The following is an 18,827-nucleotide window of genomic DNA, read 5'->3' on the forward strand; positions in this document are numbered from 1 at the left end:
AGTGATTGTATGAAAAGACGGCAGGGGCGGTCGCTGCTCAGCTTGAAAATCCTGCTTGTCGTCAGCCTCGTCATGTCGCTGCTGACCGGATGCGGGATCGGCGCTCCGAACGTAAAGGAAACATATCCGCTGGAATCGGTAAACCGAAGCGGCAATGCGACGTCATACGTATACCGCGCCGCGGACAAAACCGTTCCGGAAGTGGCCAAAGAGTTATCCGACGAGAAAAAGCCGGACCAAATGTCCAAAGAAGACCCTGAGCATATGTTTCTCGTATACGGCAAAGATTATTACCATTTGCAAAAGGATCCAAAAAAAGATACCGACACGCTGATCGAAGTGGACTCCCAGGAATACGTCCAGAAAAACTACGATTCCAGCTTTTTGCAGGGATACCTTGCGGCAACGCTGATCGGGCATCTTTTTGATTCGTTTGGCGGCGGGGGCGGATACAGGGGTTATTCCAGCCGCGACATTTACCAGCCGAAGCAGGGCACGTATCACGCGCCGACCTCCAGCGACAAAAAAGTGGCGCCTCCGCTGACGGTCGAGAAGAAAGGTTCGATCTTCCGCCGCGGCGCGGGCAAAGGGGATACGAGCGTCGGCTCGGGCGGCAGCATTTTTGACCGCAAACCGGATTACTCCACCCCATCGAGAGGGAAAATATCCCGCGGCGGCGGTTCGGGCGGATTGTTCGAATCCCCGAAGAAATCTTATACGAAGCCGAAAACGAGGGTAGGTTCCGGGAAAATTACGCGAAGGTCGCGGAGATAATGGAAAACAAGCGCACGAAGCATGGATTCGTGCGTTTTTTTGTGTCATGATAGAGGGGTATGTTGTGTGGGGTTAAAGTCACAAGGAAGGTGTTGTTTCAACATGATCAATCCATCGAAAGACGATCCGGATAAATTCCGCCGCAAGCCGATGCAGGTGAAAGAGGCGCAGCGGCTGCTGGCATCGTACGGAAAACCGGGCGAGGCCGAAACGGTCCCTTTGCAGGAGAGCCACGGCCGTTACTTGGCTGAGCAAGTAAAGGCGCCGCATCCTTTTCCGCGCTTCCGCCGTTCCGGCATGGACGGATATGCCGTCAGGTCGGAAGATACGGCGGGGGCAAGCTCGGAGCAAACGGTTTGGCTTGACGTGATCGATGAAATACCGTGCGGCTTCGTCTCGGACAAAACGATTACGCCCGGTACCGCCGCGCGCATCATGACGGGTGCACAGGTTCCGGAAGGCGCGGACAGCGTGGTGATGCTGGAGATGACGGAGCTTCGCGTCCATGACGGCCAAACCCAAATGGGATTGAAGCGGCGAATGCAATCCGGGCAAAACGTTACGCCGATCGGCTTCGAGGTGGAAGAAGGAGAGGTCCTGCTCCGGCCCGGACGCCGGATTCAGGCTGGAGAAATTTCGGTGCTCGCCACTTTTGGCGTTCATCAAGTGAAAGTGTACAAAAAGCCGCGCATCGCGATTTTTTCGACCGGTTCCGAGCTTCTGACCGTGGACGAACCGCTTCAGCCGGGGAAGATCCGCAACAGCAACACGTATATGCTGGCCTCCCAGGTTCGGGAAGCCGGAGGCGAACCGTACATCCTGGAAGCGGTCGCGGACGAGCTGCCGCTTGCAAAAGCCAAGGTGGAGAAAGCGCTGGCGGAATATGACGCGGTAGTTACCAGCGGCGGTGTATCCGTGGGAGATTACGATATTATGGGCGATTTCGTGCGCAGCGGCAGCGTGGACATGCTGTATAACAAAATCGCGATGAGACCGGGCAGCGTGACGACGGCGGCGGTAAAAGACGGCAAGCTTTTGTTCGCCCTTTCCGGCAATCCGGGCGCATGTTTTGTCGGTTTCGAGCTGTTCGTGCGTCCGTTCATCCAGCAGGCGCTTGGAAGCGAAGCTCCTTACCTCACGGAGTGGACCGCTGTTTTGGATCGAGACTATACGAAAGTAAACGCCTTTACGCGTTACGTCCGGGGCAGGGTCGAGGCCAGGGACGGCGTCCTGTACGCTATTCCGGCCGCGGTCGACGAATCGAGCGTCATGGTAACGATCAAAGACAGCGATTGCCTGATCGTCATTCCCCCTGCGAAAGAGGCGACGCCGGCCGGCACGAAAGTGAATATCGTGATGCTGAAAGGAAACAGGTTCTGATGAAACCGTTCGTCTGCCAAATCGTCGGTTACAAAAACAGCGGCAAAACGACGCTCGTCTGCGCATTGGTGGAAAGGCTGAAGGCCGGGGGCTGCCGCGTGGCGGTCATTAAACATGACGCCCATGATTTCGAGATGGATCATCCCGGCACCGATACCTACCGCCACCGGGCAGCGGGCGCGTCGGCCATCGCCCTCGTGTCCGCGCGGAAAACGGCGGTCATACGCGAAGAAGAAACGTCTTTGGACGAACTCATCGAAGATTTTTGCGATTATGATGTCGTCCTGGTGGAAGGGTTCAAGCAGGAGCATTATCCCAAGCTGGTCATGGTCCGGAGGGCAGAGGATCAAGAGTTGGTCCGGAGTCTGGACCACGTTGCGGGCGTCGTCAGCTGGCTGCCGGAGAAGCAAGTTGTTTCGGCCGGGGAAGCGCGCGAACGCATGCTGCTGTTTGGCAAGGACGAGCATGAGCGAATCGCGGATTGGCTGCGGCGGCAGATGACGAATCCGTCATAATCGCCACATTATTTTGTTGGCAGGTCGTTTTTTTGGGGGGCGTGTATTCGGCTCTTGACCCTCACGTTGCGTAATAGAATATGCTGATGGCAAAGCGGCATTTTCAAAGAGGAGGGTCGGGCAAGATGGTCGATAACGATACGATCATGGAAAACGGCAGATGCATAGAATGCGGGGCAATGGAGACCGACGGGCTTTCCTGCCACGAGATGTTTCATTTCCCTTTGGTGTGGGAGCATAACGATCCCGAATTGTATGCCTTGCATTTTTGGCTTGTTTCCTGTTATATGATCCAGCATCCCTCAAATTATACCGAGGAAGGATACAAGCTTCAGGTAAAACTGTTTACCGATGCATATGATCATCAATGGGGAACGGACTATATTCTAAGGAAAAACAGGGAGCTTGTCGCAAAGGCAGGCAAAATAACGAATCCGTTGCCGAACCGGCAAAGAAAGCGAAGTTTCAAACCCTGGTCCATGACGATCGAGGATCTTTATCGGGCGGGGAAGAGAATGCCATCGAAGGCATCCAAAAATGGAGGGACGCCGTACGAGCGGATATCGATAAGTAAGCTTGCGACGGCGGCTCATCCATTCATGATGGGGCAGTAACCTCATTAAAAGAGGGAAAACCTTGCGATAAGGTTTTCCCTCTTTTGATATGCCGGATCAATCGTCCGCGCGGCGTTCGATGGCTTCGGACATCGTTTTGTCGGTGAGATGGGCGTACACTTCGGTCGTCTCGGTCGAAGCATGTCCCAGCTGTTCTTTCGTTTTATAAATGTCGTTTTGCAAATAATAGTCGGTAGCAAAGGAATGGCGGAGTTTGTGCACGGTCAAATAAGGCTTGCCGAAGCGTTTTGCGTACTTGATGATCATCGCCTGGATCGCCCGTTTCGTCATGCGCCTGCCTTCGTTTTGGCCGTTGGCCATCGCGAGGAAGAGAGCTTTTTCCTTTTTCGGCGCTTTATAGCGGGTTTGCCGCAGGTTCAGGTACGCCGCCAGATCGTCTTTCGCCTGTTCCCGGAAATAGACCGGGGTTTTGAACGTTTCGTCGTTGTTGCCTTTGCGGTAGACGTACAGCATTTTGTTGTTTAAGTCGATATCGTCGATATTCAGGTTCACGACTTCGGATACCCGCAGCCCGGAATTCAAAATCAAACTCGTTATGCTGGCATCCCTTTCCTTGTTAAGCTCATGGGCGTATAAGGCCTGTTTGTTGTTTTCGACGTCTTTGGCGTAACCTTCGAGAATGTACCCGATGAACTCGAGCAGCTCATCTTCTTCAAGGATTTTGCCCTTCAGCTTGGCGGCGGTATCTTTCGGTTTATGGATCCGTTTGATTTCGATTTTCGCCATGATATTCCGCTTCAGCAGCGGGTAAAATTCTTCATCCTCCGCGATCTGGCTCAAATAATGGAATAACGAACGGAGCGAAGAAAGCTTTCGGGACACGGTAATGCGGGAATTGGTCCCTTCCCGTTTGGTGGTGAGGAAAATCCGGTAGCTGGTCACGTTCTCCATCCGGAGCACCTCGAGCTCCTGCAGCGTAACTTCTTTGTTTTCCGCCGCGCTCGAAAGCCCTTCGGCACGCAGCCAATTGAAAAACGTCTCATAATCCCTCACATATTCAAGCAGCGTCGAAGGCGAAAGATCCGGCAGCTTGTAGTCGATGAATTGCTGGACGAACCACGGCATGCCCAGTACTTTGTCGTCAAGTTTGATCCGGTCGATTTCTTTTTGTACGTTCATGGGGCATCACCTCGAGTATTCATAGAATTTTCAAGTATATTTTACCATAGGAAACGTCCGGACGGGCGGACGAAAGGCCGATTTGAGCCGGCGAAAAACGGTTCATCTTGCTCCGTGGCGGCCAAAGATATATATTGGATATGATACGATGTACATAAAAACGAGGTGAATTCATGGATTTCAGATTGGATCTCGTGCCTGCGAGGCGAAAACAGGTCATTACCGGCTTGATGCAGCTGTATTTATATGATTTCACCTTATATACGAATCTCGAAGTCAACCGGGACGGCGAGTTTCCCGCTTACCCGGGTCTGGACGATTATTGGAAAAGAGGCTCCGGAAAATATCCGTTTTTGATGACGCATGGTGGGCATCCGGCAGGGTTTGCGCTGGTGGACCGCCTGATCGACCCGGAAGAGGGCGACTATTACATGACCGAATTTTTCGTTATGCAAAAATACCGCCGCTGCGGTTTGGGCAGCTGGGCCGCTTGCGAGCTGTTCGACCGGTTTCCGGGACGCTGGAAAGTGACCCAGGTGAAAAAGAATCTTCCGGCCCAAGCATTTTGGCGGAAAGTGATCGGCAATTACACCGGACAACAGTTTGAGGAGAAGACGCACCAATCAAACGGAAACATCAGTCAATATTTTACGTCGCTAAAAGTAAATACGATAAATTAATAAGCAGCAACGGAGAGGGGAGTTATCATGTATTTGCCATCTTTTGGATTGGAAGGGAAAACGGCGCTTGTGACGGGCGCGGGGCGCGGCATCGGGCGCGCGCTTGCCGTCGGTTTGGCGGAAGCGGGCTGCGACGTCGGGTTGGTATCCCGAACGGCGGCGGATTTGGAAGAAACGGCCGAACTCATTCGCAGCGGCACGAAAGCTAAAGCTTACGTCCTCCCGGCGGACATTACGGTGCGGGAAGAGATCGAAGGGGCGTTTGAGAAGCTGATCGCGGAAGCGGGACGCCTCGATGTTTTGGTGAACAATGCCGGAATGAACATTCGCACGCCGGCGCTGGAAGTGACGGACGACGAGTGGGAAAGGATCGTGCAGACGAATTTGAAGTCGGCGTTCATGGCGTCGCAGACGGCGGGACGATACATGAAGGATCACGGCGGGGGCAAAATCGTCAACATTTCTTCGGTCGGCGGCCATACGGCGCTTCGCACGGGCGTGGTGTACGGTTCAACCAAAGCGGCGCTGATCCACATGACGAAAATATTGGCCTTGGAGTGGGGGAAATACGGGATTTCGGTCAATGCCGTCGGTCCATGGTATTTCCGCACACCGCTGACCGAAAAGCTTTTAAGCGACGAAACCTACGTACGGGACATTTTGGATCGAACGCCGCTTCGCCGGATCGGCAATCTGGAGGAGGTCGTCGGACCGGTTGTCTTCCTGGCTTCCGATGCAGCCAACTACATTACCGGGCAAACGCTGCTTGTTGATGGAGGCATGAGCATTTACGGTTTTTAAGGAATGGTTGGTATTCCCGCCTGCGGGGATGATCGCAAGACGCTCTCGTCGGAAAGACACCTGGTTCACATGGATCATGATGAATAAGGAGGCAGGAGGATGGAAAAGCGTATCTTTGGCAAAACGGGGATGGAAGTCAGCATATTGGGCTTCGGCGGTTCGGAAATCGGGTCCGGGACCGACGTCGCCAAAGCAGGGAAACTTCTCAACGAGGCGCTGGATGCCGGGCTGAACGTCATTGACACGGCCGAGTGCTACGGCGACAGCGAGGAACTGATCGGGCAAACGTTGTCCCACCGTCGTGACGACTTTTATTTGTTTACGAAATGCGGCCATGCTGCCGGATTCGAAGACGAGGACTGGAATCCCACGATGCTGGAAAAAAGCATCGACCGCAGTCTGCAGCGCCTGAAAACGGATTATGTGGACGTCATTTATCTTCACAGCTGCTCGGAAAAAATATTGCGTCAAGGCGTCGTCATCGAGGTGCTGCAAAAAGCGAAGGAGCAGGGCAAAACGCGTTTTATCGGCTACAGCGGCGACCGGACGGATGCTTTGTACGCGGTGCAGACCGGATTGTTCGACAGCCTGATGATATCGCTGAACATCGCCGATCAGGAGGCAATCGACCTGGTGCTGCCGGAAGCCGTCGAGAGGCAGATGGGCATTGTCGCAAAACGGCCGGTCGCCAATGTCGCCTGGACCTACGAGACGCTGCCGGAAAAGGCGTATCCATACGTGTACTGGCAAAGGCTGAAAGAGCTGGGATACGATTTTCTTTCGGATCATCGTCGGACGATCGCCACGACGCTTCGTTTTGCATTGACCGTTCCCGGCGTGGCCACGGCGGTCGTTGGAACGCAAAAGCCGGGCCGATGGGTAGAAAACGCCGAGCTGCTCCGTACAAGCACATTGTCCGAACAGGAATACGGGAACATACGCGCCCGCTGGAAGCAGGTCGCCGGAGAAGATTGGGTGGGAAAAACCTGATCGGCGGCTGCGGCGGCGCGAAAAAGCGGCCTATGCAGGCCGCTTTTTCGATCTATTAGGATATTTTCCGGGCTCCGCCAGGTACATGAATAGGCTTTGAAGTAATAGATGCCTCGCTTTGTGGGGTGGATTCATATTCATTTCTTGCCTTGGGAATGAAGCGATGAAGATAAATGGTATGCACATCAAAACTTCACCATATGAAAAATTCACAATAGAAGAGACAAAGGAGGAATACGAAATACGATGGGCACGTTATGGAAAGGCGGCACAATCTATACGATGAAGCGGGAGCATGATTCGGTTGAGGCGGTATATACCGAAGGCGGAACCATTGTGGAAACCGGTGGAGCGGACGAGCTGGAGGCAAAATACCGCGGACGGATCGTCGAGGTAACGGATTTGAAAGGGGGCGTCATGCTGCCGGGCTTCGTTGACAGCCACATGCATTTGATCGGCCATGGGGAAACCTTTCTCAAGCTTCAGCTCGGGGGCTGCAGCAGCAGGGAAGAAGTGCTCGAGGCCGTAAAGAAGCAGGCTTCCGCGCTGCCGAAAGGGATGTGGATCATCGGGGAGGGCTGGAACGAAAACGAATGGTCCAAGGGGGGCTTGCCTGAACGCAGGCTGCTGGACGCCGTGGCCCCCGATCATCCGGTGCTCCTGCGCAGGGTATGCAGGCATGTTATCGCGGTTAATACGGCGGCGCTACGGGCGGCAAGAGTTGACGAGGATACGCCAAGTCCGGCAGGAGGGGTGCTCGAAACGGACGAAGAGGGGCGGCTGAACGGCATTTTGAAAGAGCAGGCGCAGGATCTCGTGCTTCGGGTTTTGCCGGGGCCGACGGATGAATATTTGGAAGCCGCGCTTACGGCTGCGATCGAAGACTGTTGGGCAAAAGGGCTGACGGGAGGCCACACGGAGGATTTAAGCTATTACGGCAGCTGCCGCCGGACCATGCGCGCTTTTCATACGGTCATTCATGGGCGGAAAAAGCATTTCCGGGCGCATTTGCTCGTGCATCATTTGGCCTTGGATGAGTGGCTGGGGGAGGGAAAAGGCGAGGCAATCCTATCGCCGCTGCTTGAATTTGGAGCGATGAAGCTGTTTGCCGACGGCGCGCTTGGAGGAAGAACCGCGCTGCTAAGCCGTCCGTATGCGGATGACCCGTCGACAACGGGCGTGGCCGTTCACGCGGAACATGAACTGGAGCAGCTGATTGCGAAGGCAAGGGGGCTCGGCATGGCCGTCGCCGCACATGCGATTGGGGACGGAGCGGCGGATCTGGTGTTAACTTATTTGGAGAAACATCCTTGCCCGAACGGGAAAAGAGACCGTCTGATTCACGGCCAAATTTTGCGCCCGGAACTGATCGAGCGGATGAAACGGATGCCTGTCGTGGCCGATATACAGCCGAGTTTTGTGACATCGGACTTTCCTTGGGTCATGGAGCGGATCGGCGATCCGAAGGATTTACTGGTTTATGCCTGGAAGACCATGTTAAGCCGGGGCGTTCCTTGCGCCGGAGGTTCCGACGCGCCGATTGAAAAGGTATCCCCGCTCGAGGGCATTCATGCCGCGGTTACCCGCACTCAGCCGTACCGGAACACCGTTTACGGGGCGGAGGAGCGGCTGAGCATGTATGAGGCCGTTTCCTTGTATACGAAAGGGAGCGCTTATGCATGCGGACACGAATCGGATCGGGGAATGATCGAAAAAGGGTATGCGGCGGACTTCACGATTTTGGGCAGCGACCCGTTTCTCGAAAACCCGGACGCGCTGCTGGGGAACATCGTTCGAATGACGGTGGTAAACGGAAACGTCGTCTACGAGGCAGGCGGCTCAAAATAAACGAATATTCGTACGCGAACGGACGTTGCCTGATCAGAGCCGTTCTTTTTTGAAACAAAACGTTTTTGGGCTATTATTTTAAAATTTCAACATATGAAAAATTCACAATAGAAAAACCAACAAACCCTTGCTTATCTTGACCATTCGAACCTACCAGCTTCAACTTCCGTACTTATCCACACATCATCGAAAAAGGGGCGGGGACATCGTAAAAGCAAGGATATAAACCGAAAATCACATTCCCGACGTCCTCCGGAATACGTCCTAATCCGTGCCTTCTGCTGCATACACATGTAGAAGAAGGAGGATTGATGGGAACGTGGACAAGATCGTCAAAAGATACTTTCAGCTGAAACAGCAGCAAAAAGAAACCGAACAGGAGCTAAAGGAGCTTCGCGACGAGATCGTCGGCTATTGCCGGGAGCAGGGAACGGCGGAATGTGTCTTCGGGCCGTACAGGGTCAGATTAATCTCGCAGTTGAGGAAAGAATACGACGACGACAAGCTGTTTGACGCTTTGCCGGATCTGGAAGTGTGGAGGCTGCTCTCCAAACCCGACCCTGGCAAAATAGCCGGGTTGGTCAAGCTCGGCGTCGTCACCGAGGAAGCGCTTCGAGGCACCTATGAGCAGAAAGATGTAACGCTGCTGCAGGTAGACCGGGTGAAATGAAAAAAGCAGCAGGCTTGCGGAAGATCTCGCTTCGCAGCCTGCTGCTTTCGTATTATTTGGATTGCAAATCCTGAAGAATGCGGTACAAGATGATGCCGGCTTCGGCTCGGGTCAGTTTTCCTTTCGGATTAAAGGTTCCGTCCGGATTGCCTTTCAGATAACCTTTTTCCACGGCATACGAGACCGCCCCTTTGGCGGAATCCTGGATGCCGTCCCGATCCTTGAAAGCAAGCTCGGAGCCTGGTCCGGTCGAATCGGCGCCCAATGCTTTAGCTAGCAAAATCGCGAGTTCTTCGCGGCTTAACGGATGGCTGGAGCCTGTTTCAGCCGCGCGGTCGCTCCATGTTGTGCCCGTTCCGAGGAGCCGGTCGAGCAGCGACAGAAATTCCGCTTGGGTAACTTGGTCGTTCGGTTTATAAGTATCCGTTGTGTCCTTACCGTTCGCGAGGTAATGGGAAGCGATCACCTCGATTTCGTTTTTGGCCCAATGTCCGGTAATATCCGTAAAGGTTTTGAGCGCTTCGGCCGCGAGGAACGCGCCCGGCTTGGAAACCTGGAACGTCACGGCGCCCGATTGGTTGTTGCCCGGTGCCGCATAGGTCCATACGCCATCGTTATTTTTTGAGAAGACGCCGACTTTGCCGCGGTTTTTCACTTTTGACGAATCCAACGTCAAAGTAATGGATACCGGAGAGGTCAGTGCAGACGCCGGGTCGTTTAACGTCAAGTTGCCCGAAACGATATTCGCGGTTCCGCCGTTCGGAGCCTGAACCGTTCCAGCGGCAGCGTTGGTAAAGCTGAACGAAACGGAAAGACCGTCTTTCGTGACAAAGCTTTTCAGGGTGCCGGCCGGAATGTTGATTTCAAAACCTTTGCCTTTGATGGTCAACGGTTTGGCCGACTTCAGCAATTGATCCGTTAGCGTGTTGTTCAGCTTCAAGCTAAATGGATGGTAGGCTTCAATGGCCGTGTCGCTAATATCTACCGTCACGTTTTTGCTGTCCTGTTTATTCAGCTGCCCTGTCACATATGCGGCGTCGATATTTAGTTCAGCCGTTTTTTGATCGCCCGTGCCTTTTTCGGTCAACACGCCGGCTGTGAGCTTGGAACCGGACGGCGTACTAGGTGCAGCAGGTGTTGATGCCGATCCTCCGCTTGTCGACGAGCCGCCTCCACCTGGAGACGAACCGCCTCCGTTACCGCCGCCCGGATTCGGGTTCGGAATCGGTTTTGCGCAAGGCATTCTGTCCGGGACGGTTTTCTCTAACGCACCCACGGATTGAGCCGATTCAAATTTGTCTTTGGTCACTTGCAAGGCGCCCGATACTTGATCTTTTTCCGGACTTGCAGATGTTTTCGGCGATGCGACTCCGGTGTCGTCCGGTCGTTCCGAATCTGTTCCGGTATCGGTGACCGGCTGGTTCTGGTCAGGTTTTGGGTTGTCGTCCGTTTTCTTTCTGTCGGATACGATGACTTGGATGCCCGTTAACGACGATGCCTTAACCGCTTTTTGATCCGTATTGATCATTTCGGCTCCGCCGAGGTCAATGGAATAAGTGCCCGGTTCCGGTGCGGTAAACGTGAAATGCCCCAGGGTGCCTTGTTTTGCCGGTCGATCCAAATCATAACCAAAGGTCGCCGTTTTCTTGCCGGCATCATTCAAGGAGCTGGTTTCAATTTCTTTGGCGCCGGGAACGATTTGATTCAGCTTCAGTTTGGCGTCATAAGTCACTTTAACCGTCATCGATTGAATGTCGTCGCGGCCGTCGAAATGGATGTTGACGTCAAATGGTTCATTCGTGTACACGCTGCTTTGCACCGTTGCGAGACTAACGTCCGTGCCGTCGCCTTTCAAGTTGTACTCATAAGTTTTGGCAGGCGCGGCCGAACCGTTTCCGGCGTCGTCGGATACGTAGAGTTCGATTTTGTTCTGCCCTTGCTTCAGGGGAACCTTGACGGTGAATTTGCCGGCGGAATCGATGGTGCCTTTAAATTCTTTGTTTTTCGGATCCGCCGTATCCACGACCGCCTTCACATGGATCAGGTCTTGAACGGTTCCGAGGCCGAAGTTCAGGAGCAAGTCGCTTTTAATGCTGCCTTGCAGCACGCCTTCATCGGGTTTGTCGGGGCTGACCGCTACTTCTTCCGGAAGTTTCGCAATCGGCGCCGTGTTGTCGAGGAGGAACGCTTTTGCCGAATCGAGCACCAGCGTCGGTTCCTTGGCTCCCGCTTTTATAAGTACAGGGATCAGGGCATAAATACCGTCAGGATGGTCTTTTTTGTTCAATTTTACTTGGTTCCCTTGATCGTCATACATCGTTCCGTCCCAATCAAATGAATAGTAGAACGGATCGAGTTTATCCGCGAAGTCGTCTTGATAGATTTGACCGACGGGTTCCAGCGTATCGTCATCGTTAACGAGAGCTACGATAAACGCGTAATCGTCCGCTTTTTCGTTTAACGCGTAATAAACCGTAACCCCTTTGCCGCCTTCCGCGGTCGAAAGGTAGATCGGATCTACTTCCACATTCGACATTTCAGGCTGATCATAGGATTCGCCGACATATACGCTGAACGGCACATGCAGTTGATGCCCGGTTTTCATCTGCGTAAATTCGATGTTTCCTTGATAGATCCCCTCCGGCGTTCCTTCCGGAATGGTGAGCGTGACCGGCAGATCAAAGGAAGACTCGTTCGACTTCAAATGGATATCGCACAGATCCGGAATCAGCGATAATCCGCTGTTGCTTGTCCAATCGACATACACGCCGTAGTGCTGATTGCTGCCCGCGATATTATCGATCGTCAGCTTTCTTGTTGTAGTCGTTCCTGCGCCTAATTGTCCGAAGGAGAGGCTGCCCGAATAAGCGGTTTGGACCTCGCCTGTTTGCAGCTGGGACGGCAGGTTTTCTTCGACCTTCACGATCGCTTCGGCTGCGGCGGTATTTTTCAAATCGACCCGGCCAGCGCCTTGTTCGTTCACGCCGTATTGTCTGCCTTGACGGTCCTTCATCAACAAGGCGTTGTTCGTTAACCAAGCCTTGATTTGATCCGGTTTCAGGGTCAGGCCGTCTTTCCGGCTTTTCTCAAGCAAGAGGGCGGCGGAACCGGCCACATGAGGCGTTGCCATGCTGGTGCCCTGCAATTCCTCGTAGGCGTTCGCATAGTCTCCGTCGAAAGCCGGAATGGATGACTTGATGCCCACGCCCGGGGCTGCAATATCCGGTTTGATGCTGTAAAAGGGCAGGGAAGGGCCTCTGGAGCTCAGGTCCGCAAGCAAATCCTGTTCCTTCTTGTAATTGAAGGCGACATGATTATCTCCCTTATCGATGGCATCTTTCAGCTTTTTGCCGCTATCCTGCGTAATCGTGTAGGTCGGCACGGATTGCTTCGCGCCTTCGATCGTCGCATTGATTTCGCCTGCCGTATTGTTGAAAATGATGAGCGCTTTTGCGCCGTTTGCCGCGGCGTTTTCGGATTTTTCGGCAAACGAGATTTCGCCGCGGGAGACGAGCACCGTTTTTCCGGCAACGTTCAGGTTTTTGTAATCGCCCGCTTTTCCGAGTCCCGCATACACCAGTTCAAGGTCGGCATCGGTATTGTCGAGCTTTCCCGATCCGGCCGCCAGTTGGGCATAGATGGTACCCAAGTTGGCGGAAATGAAGATCGGCGTGTTGAGCGGCGGCGTCGAAGCGCCGACGGAAATGGCCAGCTGCGCGGAAGCCGGGCTGCCGACGGTCTCGTCGCCGGGGCCTTCGTTCCCGTTGGCGACGACCACGGTCACGCCGGCCAAAGCGGCATTGTCCACCGCAATCGAGTCGGGCGTATAAGGATTATTCATGGAAGAACCAAGGGACAGGTTGATGACGTCCACGCCGTCGCTGACCGCTTTTTCAATTCCGGCGATAACATTTTCGGTGCTGCCTGAGCCGTAAGGACCAAGCACGCGGTATACGTAGAGGTCGGAAGCAGGCGCTACGCCGCGAACCCAACCGCTGCCTGTGTCGGGATGATCCGGATCCCCCCGGCCGGCAATCGTGCCGGAAACATGGGTGCCGTGCGAGGTTTCGTAAGGTTTGCCGTCTTTCGGCGGTTTGCTGGAATCGGGCAGCGTTTCCATCGGGTCACCGTCGTTATCCACAAAATCATATCCGCCTTTATAAGCGTCCTTCAAGCTGGGGTGGTGGTAATCGATGCCGGTATCGATGACGGCTACCTTGATCCCTTTGCCGTCATAACCCGAATTCCACATCTCGTTCGCGCCGATCAGCGGAGCGCTCTCGTCCATGTAGGGGGTAATTTCAGGCTTTTCCTCGATCGGGAGCGCATGGACTTCCGCGTTCGGGAAAACAGCCTTCACTCCGGGCAGCGTCAGCAGCTGGTCGACCTGATTCGCAGGCAGCGTCACGGCATAACCGTTAAACACTTTCGAATATTCCCGGTGAAATTGAGCGGATGTTTTGGCAAGCGCGGCCGATTTAAACGTGAGATGCTCTTGGTTCAGCTGCGTCTGATAGCTGCCGATGGAAGAGCGGGCCCGCAAGGACGGTTTGCTTTCGTACACCTTCAGCGGGTCGTTCTCAAGCTGGACGATAACGGAAATCGGCTCGCTGCTGTCGGATTCGGGCACGAAGTTTTGTGGTTTTTTAGCAGCCGAGAACGCTTGAAGCCCGGAAGCGTTTTGTTTCAGCAAATCCTTTGCGGCTCCTTGCTTTAGTAGGGAATCCAGGCTGATTTTGGCGTTTTCGGGAAGTTTGAACGCAACCGGGGCCGCGGAAACCGCACCGGGATAAATCATTCCTGCCGCGAGCACGGCGCTTAACATAAGCTTGGAATACCCGCGAATTTTAGTCCTTTTTTTTCTGCTCAATTCATATCCTCCTTTAATCGATAATGGAATGCTTCGACTCCGGCCCCCCTTTGTCCATAACGTTAATTGAACACTAGTAAAATACATTTTCATTTTACAATTTTTACATTTATCTGGTATGAGACCGAAGAGGGACGGCCTTTAGGATCAGACCTGGCGAACGCCGTCGTTTCGAAGTGTCAAAAAAAGAAAGTAAACCTTGGCCGGCCCACGCAAAAGGCCTGATGGGCGATTTTTTTTCGCTTTTATCGTATTTGGCGGAATTGAAGATGGGAATCAGGACATGGGGGAAGCGGAAGGGAAGCTGCAAAAATCGGCTTGATTCCACAGAACTCGTTTCTTGCAACTTTTACAATCGGGAACTGAATATTTGCGGACAAAACGCAATAAAGATGAAATACGGAATCGCTTTCGAAGCGAAAAAAGGAGGGATATGATGATGATCGCAAAACGGAAATGGGCGCTGATGTCGTCGGTTTTGCTGCTAGCCGTGACCGTGGGTTGTTCCAGTCCGGGATCAAGTTCGGCTCCCAAAGGAACGGGAAACGATCCTGCTCCATCCCAGAGCGGGGGAGACAAAGGCACGACGGAAAAGAAAACGATTACGATCACGTACCGCGACGACGGCACCGGCGAAAAAGGGACGTTATATAAATGGATCAAAGAGGTTTCTGCGCAATATCCGAATAAAAACGTCGAAATCAAACCGACGCCGATCCAGGCATCGGAGGGAGATTATTTTGCCAAAATCGCGCTGGCCCTCAAATCGAAAGACACCGCTCCGGATATCGTCACCGAGGATACGTTCATGCTGAATTCAGACGCAAGCGCCGGCTTCCTCGAACCGATGGATGACAGGCTGAAAGGCTGGGAGGACTGGAGCAACGGCTCGTTCATCGAAGCGATGAAAAAGGGCGTTACGGCCAGCGACGGCAAAGTGTACGGGGTACCGTACAATACGGATTCGCGCGGGCTTTGGTACAACAAGGAGATATTCAAGAAAGCGGGACTCCCGGAAGATTGGAAGCCAAAAACGTGGGATGAGGTGCTGGATGCGGCCCGGACCATCAAGGAAAAAGTGGGCGGCGACGTCGTCCCGATCTGGATGAACCTTGGCAAAGCGACCGGGGAAGCCACCTCGATGCAGACGTACGAAATGCTGCTGTACGGAACAGGCGAACGGCTTTATGACGACGCCGGCAAAAAATGGATCGTCAAAAGCCAAGGCATCAACGATGCGCTCGGCTTTATCGAGACGGTGACGAAGGAAAAGCTCGGCCCGCCGCTTTCGAAAGTGTTGAACGGGCAGGCGGGCAACACCGCGACCCGCGAATATTTGCCGAAGGGCAAGCTGGCGATTTCGCTGGACGGCTCCTGGATTACGGGCAATTACCTGGATAGCGGGGCCGCTCCTTGGCCGGAGTACAAAGACGTCCTCGGATTCGCGCCGATGCCGACCAGCAAAGGGCAGGATCCGGGTACGATCACGCTGGCGGGCGGCTGGGCGCTGTCCATTCCGAGCAATGCCCAGCATAAAGACGAAGCCTGGGATTTCATCAAATTCGCTTTGAACAAGGAAAACACGAAGAAGCTTGTCATTTCGTCCGGAAACATTACGGTACGGGCGGATGTCGCCAAAGATCCGGAATATACGAAAATGCCGTTTAATGAAATCGCGACGGAATACTTGCAAAACGCTGAATTCAGACCCGCCCAGGACAAATATCCGGAAGTGTCGACGCAAATCCAAACGATGGTCGAGTCGGTCGCGACCGGCACAGCCGCGGCGGATGCAGCCAAAAAGTACGCGCAGGACGTCACCCGGATCGTCGGGCAGGATCATGTCATAGAAAAATAAAAAGCCCCGCATGCCTGCGCGAAACCGTCATCGGTGCGAAGCGCGGGCATGCGGTGTTCGCATTTCATCCGAGAAAGGAGAGTCGCGTCCATGGGCGGAGTCTCGGTATCATCCCCTCAGTTTAGAAAAAGAAACTGGACCTGGTTGTATTTTCTGCTGCCTTCCATCGTCATCATGCTGCTGTTTTTTATTTATCCGATCCTGCTGACGTTTTTTTACTCTTTTACGAACCTGGCGTTAACCGGGGAAGCCGCAAAAGAGCTGAAATTCGTCGGGTTGGACAATTACGCGCGGATGTTCCAGGACCCGACGGTTCGAATCAGCATTTGGAACACGCTCATATTCCTGATCGGTTCGGCCGTGATCGGACAGCAGGTGCTTGGTTTTCTGATCGCCCTGCTGATGAAGCATAAAAACAAGACGTTCCGGCGCGTCATCGGCACCGTCGTATTGGCCGGATGGGTCACGCCCGAAATCGTGTGCGCCCTATGCTTGTACAGCTTTTTCGGCGATGAAGGCACGCTGAACGCAATCATTACGTCTTTTGGCATCTCGCCGGTCACGTGGCTGTATACCGTTCCGATGTTGACCGTTATTCTCGCGAACATCTGGCACGGGACCGCTTTTTCGATGCTTGTCTTTCAGGCGGCGCTGGATGACGTGCCGAGCGAAATCGAGGAAGCGGCGGTCGTGGACGGCGCATCCAGGCTGCAAATTTTGTTCCGGATCACCATTCCCTATATCAGGGAAACGATCACGACCAACATGATGCTCGTCACGCTGCAAACGTTGGGCGTGTTTGGCCTCATATACGCCATGACGGGCGGCGGTCCGGGAACCAAAACGACGACGCTGCCGATTTTTATGTACAACCAGGCCTTCGTGAACTACCAGCTCGGTTACGGAACGGCCATTTCGCTTCTGTTGCTGCTGCTCGGCATCGTGCTCAGCCTGTTTTATATCCGTTCGTTAAAAGAGTAAAGGAGATTTCGTATGAACGCCAAACAGCGCAAGCTTATCTATCGAATCCTTCCTTATGTCATTTTATCGTTGATCGGGATCTGTTTTTTGCTGCCGCTATTGTGGGTGCTGGTGGCATCCGTCGATCCGAATGCTATGCAATCGCTGAAAATGCCCAAGCAGCTGACGGCCGGGAACTATGTCGATGTGCTGACCAGCCGTGAAAACCAGCGGGCTTTTGCCATCGGTCTGTTGATGTCGCTGGGTCAAGCCCTCGTCGTCGTCCTGCTCGCGCTGCTTGCCGCCTATCCGCTGTCCCGCTATCAATTGAAATACAAGAAGCCGTTTATGCTGACGATATTGTTCATGACTTCGCTGCCGATTACGGCCGTCATGGTGCCGGTGTATCAGCTGTTTCTCACGTTGAAGCTGTATGACAACGTCGTTGGCGTCGTGCTTTTTTACGTCGCTTCGTCCATGCCGTACGGGATTTGGATGATCAAAAATTTCATGGATTCCGTGCCCGAAGATCTTGAAGAGGCGGCATGGGTGGACGGCGCGTCGGTGTTAACCGGCATTCGAAAAATCGTCGCTCCGCTCATGGTGCCCGGGATCTGCACGGTAGCGATTTTTACGTTTTCCGGCAGCTGGGGCAACTTTTTCGTTCCTTACATTTTGCTGCAAAATCCCGAAAACTTTCCCGCCTCTTTAAAACTTTATCAATTTTTCGGCCAATACGGCATGGTAGACTACGGCAGGCTGGCGGCGTTTTCGGTATTATATGCGATACCGTCGATCGTGCTGTATATTCTGTCGCAGCGGTTTATGTCCAAAGGTTTCAGCATGCAGGGAGGGACGAAGGGGTAGCGCATTCATTCATTCAAATGGTTGTGACGGATGGAAATGAGGATGCTGCTGGCAAACAGCGGTTGAAGGGTCCACGAAAAAAGGAAAAGGCGAAGGGACAATCCCCGCGTAACGGGGCGCACCTTCGTCTTTTTCGTTACATTTGCAGTTCCTTAACCATGTCCGCCAGTTTGTTCATCGTCTTCCAGTTCCGAACCGTACCCGGCGTACCCAGCTTGTTCAAACTGTCCGCCAGCTTGGATTCATTGAATTTGTTGCGGATCAGCATGTAAAGGTCGGGACCGATAATCGTGTATTCATCGATGCCGCGGTCGACCGCGGCGAGGCGCTCCATGCCTTCAGCCGTCGGAATCCCCGAAAGCATCGACACATGGATGGATTCGCCTTCCTGAAGCGAAGCTTCATCATAAGGGCACTGCCGGAGAATCGCCGTAAAGTCCGCGCCGCTGCGGATGATGACGGGAATGTTCAGCCCGAAAGCGCTATTGATTTCCTTTTCGATGAGATCCCGCAAGGAATCGGCGTCCAGATCCGAGGCCAGTACCACGTTGCCGCTTTGGATATACGTTTGAACCTGCTTGCATCCCGCTTTCTCAAGTACTTCCCGAAGCTCGGCCATTTTGATTTTGTTATGCCCGCCGACGTTAATGCCGCGAAGCAGCGCCGCGTATATGGTCATTTTAATCGTTCCTCCCCTGTCGGAATGGGATCGTTTTTTTTGTCAATATGGTAGATTTTATATAATCCTCTTCCATCTTGCAAATGAAAATTATTTGCTTATATTTCGTATAGCACCGTAAAGCAGGGAGGGCATCTCTCTGCTTTTTTTGTTGATGCTACGTTTGAAGGCGAGTTGTTGA

The 18,827-nt window shown here is 53.5% G+C and carries 15 protein-coding genes; 12 read left to right on the top strand and 3 right to left on the bottom strand.

Annotation, left to right across the window (positions count from 1 at the left end; translation table 11 throughout):
- The first annotated feature begins 9 nt into the window (after positions 1 to 9).
- The 4 genes from RJP21_RS11085 to RJP21_RS11100 all read left to right on the top strand — a co-directional run bounded on the left by RJP21_RS11085 (position 10) and on the right by RJP21_RS11100 (position 3,283).
- Positions 10 to 774 carry a DUF4247 domain-containing protein gene (locus RJP21_RS11085; RefSeq protein WP_310859304.1) on the top strand — a complete coding sequence of 255 codons (765 nt, stop codon included), beginning with the start codon at positions 10 to 12 and terminating at the stop codon, positions 772 to 774.
- A 105-nt stretch (positions 775 to 879) separates the two neighbouring features.
- Positions 880 to 2,154 carry a molybdopterin molybdotransferase MoeA gene (locus RJP21_RS11090; RefSeq protein WP_397386209.1) on the top strand — a complete coding sequence of 425 codons (1,275 nt, stop codon included), beginning with the start codon at positions 880 to 882 and terminating at the stop codon, positions 2,152 to 2,154.
- Positions 2,154 to 2,669, top strand: coding sequence for a molybdopterin-guanine dinucleotide biosynthesis protein B (gene mobB, locus RJP21_RS11095; protein WP_310859306.1), 516 nt, complete (start codon positions 2,154 to 2,156; stop codon positions 2,667 to 2,669). Before RJP21_RS11090 ends, mobB begins: the two co-directional genes overlap by 1 nt.
- Before the next feature lie 125 nt (positions 2,670 to 2,794).
- The gene (locus RJP21_RS11100) at positions 2,795 to 3,283 is read left to right on the top strand and encodes a DUF5946 family protein (RefSeq protein WP_310859307.1); all 489 of its coding nucleotides are present in this window, start codon (positions 2,795 to 2,797) and stop codon (positions 3,281 to 3,283) included.
- Positions 3,284 to 3,340: 57 nt separating this feature from the next.
- Here RJP21_RS11100 and xerS read toward each other — a convergent pair whose 3' ends face one another.
- Complete coding sequence (gene xerS / locus RJP21_RS11105) at positions 3,341 to 4,423, bottom strand: tyrosine recombinase XerS (RefSeq protein WP_310859308.1); 1,083 nt, start codon at positions 4,421 to 4,423, stop codon at positions 3,341 to 3,343.
- A gap of 173 nt (positions 4,424 to 4,596) precedes the next feature.
- Between xerS and RJP21_RS11110 the strand changes: the two genes are divergently transcribed.
- From RJP21_RS11110 to RJP21_RS11130, 5 genes are all read left to right on the top strand, one after another.
- Complete coding sequence (locus RJP21_RS11110) at positions 4,597 to 5,103, top strand: GNAT family N-acetyltransferase (RefSeq protein ID WP_310859309.1); 507 nt, start codon at positions 4,597 to 4,599, stop codon at positions 5,101 to 5,103.
- Positions 5,104 to 5,130: 27 nt separating this feature from the next.
- Complete coding sequence (locus tag RJP21_RS11115; RefSeq protein WP_310859310.1) at positions 5,131 to 5,904, top strand: SDR family NAD(P)-dependent oxidoreductase; 774 nt, start codon at positions 5,131 to 5,133, stop codon at positions 5,902 to 5,904.
- Between the two features lie 99 nt (positions 5,905 to 6,003).
- Entirely contained in the window at positions 6,004 to 6,894 is an 891-nt protein-coding gene (locus RJP21_RS11120; RefSeq protein ID WP_310859311.1) for an aldo/keto reductase, read from the top strand.
- 246 nt (positions 6,895 to 7,140) lie between these two features.
- Positions 7,141 to 8,742 (top strand): amidohydrolase, encoded by a 1,602-nt coding sequence (locus RJP21_RS11125; protein WP_310859312.1) that lies wholly within the window; start codon positions 7,141 to 7,143, stop codon positions 8,740 to 8,742.
- A 319-nt stretch (positions 8,743 to 9,061) separates the two neighbouring features.
- Entirely contained in the window at positions 9,062 to 9,412 is a 351-nt protein-coding gene (locus tag RJP21_RS11130; RefSeq protein ID WP_310859313.1) for a hypothetical protein, read from the top strand.
- Positions 9,413 to 9,464: 52 nt separating this feature from the next.
- Here RJP21_RS11130 and RJP21_RS11135 read toward each other — a convergent pair whose 3' ends face one another.
- Positions 9,465 to 14,282, bottom strand: coding sequence for a S8 family serine peptidase (locus RJP21_RS11135; RefSeq protein ID WP_310859314.1), 4,818 nt, complete (start codon positions 14,280 to 14,282; stop codon positions 9,465 to 9,467).
- Positions 14,283 to 14,718: 436 nt separating this feature from the next.
- Here RJP21_RS11135 and RJP21_RS11140 point away from each other — a divergent pair, with 436 nt between their 5' ends.
- The 3 genes from RJP21_RS11140 to RJP21_RS11150 all read left to right on the top strand — a co-directional run bounded on the left by RJP21_RS11140 (position 14,719) and on the right by RJP21_RS11150 (position 17,967).
- Positions 14,719 to 16,140 (top strand): ABC transporter substrate-binding protein, encoded by a 1,422-nt coding sequence (locus RJP21_RS11140; RefSeq protein WP_310859315.1) that lies wholly within the window; start codon positions 14,719 to 14,721, stop codon positions 16,138 to 16,140.
- Positions 16,141 to 16,230: 90 nt separating this feature from the next.
- On the top strand, positions 16,231 to 17,121 hold the full coding sequence (locus tag RJP21_RS11145; protein WP_160044839.1) for a carbohydrate ABC transporter permease: 891 nt from the start codon (positions 16,231 to 16,233) through the stop codon (positions 17,119 to 17,121).
- 12 nt (positions 17,122 to 17,133) lie between these two features.
- Positions 17,134 to 17,967: a carbohydrate ABC transporter permease gene (locus RJP21_RS11150; RefSeq protein WP_310859316.1), complete on the top strand. Its 834-nt coding sequence runs from the start codon at positions 17,134 to 17,136 to the stop codon at positions 17,965 to 17,967.
- A gap of 136 nt (positions 17,968 to 18,103) precedes the next feature.
- Here the strand turns inward: RJP21_RS11150 and RJP21_RS11155 are convergent, their stop codons facing one another.
- The gene (locus RJP21_RS11155) at positions 18,104 to 18,646 is read right to left on the bottom strand and encodes a DUF1697 domain-containing protein (protein ID WP_310859317.1); all 543 of its coding nucleotides are present in this window, start codon (positions 18,644 to 18,646) and stop codon (positions 18,104 to 18,106) included.
- Positions 18,647 to 18,827 lie beyond the last annotated feature (181 nt).

Origin of the sequence: Paenibacillus sp. VCA1, from assembly GCF_031583795.1 — a bacterium.
Classification (GTDB): Bacteria; Bacillota; Bacilli; order Paenibacillales; family Paenibacillaceae; genus Paenibacillus_AQ; species Paenibacillus_AQ albilobatus.

Excerpts from the sequence above, each read along its gene's own strand:
- RJP21_RS11085 (WP_310859304.1), top strand. The coding sequence starts at position 10 with ATGAAAAGACGGCAGGGGCGGTCGCTGCTCAGCTTGAAAATCCTGCTT.
- mobB (WP_310859306.1), top strand. The coding sequence starts at position 2,154 with ATGAAACCGTTCGTCTGCCAAATCGTCGGTTACAAAAACAGCGGCAAA.
- RJP21_RS11100 (WP_310859307.1), top strand. The coding sequence starts at position 2,795 with ATGGTCGATAACGATACGATCATGGAAAACGGCAGATGCATAGAATGC.
- xerS (WP_310859308.1), bottom strand. The coding sequence starts at position 4,423 with ATGAACGTACAAAAAGAAATCGACCGGATCAAACTTGACGACAAAGTA.
- RJP21_RS11110 (WP_310859309.1), top strand. The coding sequence starts at position 4,597 with ATGGATTTCAGATTGGATCTCGTGCCTGCGAGGCGAAAACAGGTCATT.
- RJP21_RS11115 (WP_310859310.1), top strand. The coding sequence starts at position 5,131 with ATGTATTTGCCATCTTTTGGATTGGAAGGGAAAACGGCGCTTGTGACG.
- RJP21_RS11120 (WP_310859311.1), top strand. The coding sequence starts at position 6,004 with ATGGAAAAGCGTATCTTTGGCAAAACGGGGATGGAAGTCAGCATATTG.
- RJP21_RS11125 (WP_310859312.1), top strand. The coding sequence starts at position 7,141 with ATGGGCACGTTATGGAAAGGCGGCACAATCTATACGATGAAGCGGGAG.
- RJP21_RS11140 (WP_310859315.1), top strand. The coding sequence starts at position 14,719 with ATGATGATCGCAAAACGGAAATGGGCGCTGATGTCGTCGGTTTTGCTG.
- RJP21_RS11145 (WP_160044839.1), top strand. The coding sequence starts at position 16,231 with ATGGGCGGAGTCTCGGTATCATCCCCTCAGTTTAGAAAAAGAAACTGG.
- RJP21_RS11150 (WP_310859316.1), top strand. The coding sequence starts at position 17,134 with ATGAACGCCAAACAGCGCAAGCTTATCTATCGAATCCTTCCTTATGTC.
- RJP21_RS11155 (WP_310859317.1), bottom strand. The coding sequence starts at position 18,646 with ATGACCATATACGCGGCGCTGCTTCGCGGCATTAACGTCGGCGGGCAT.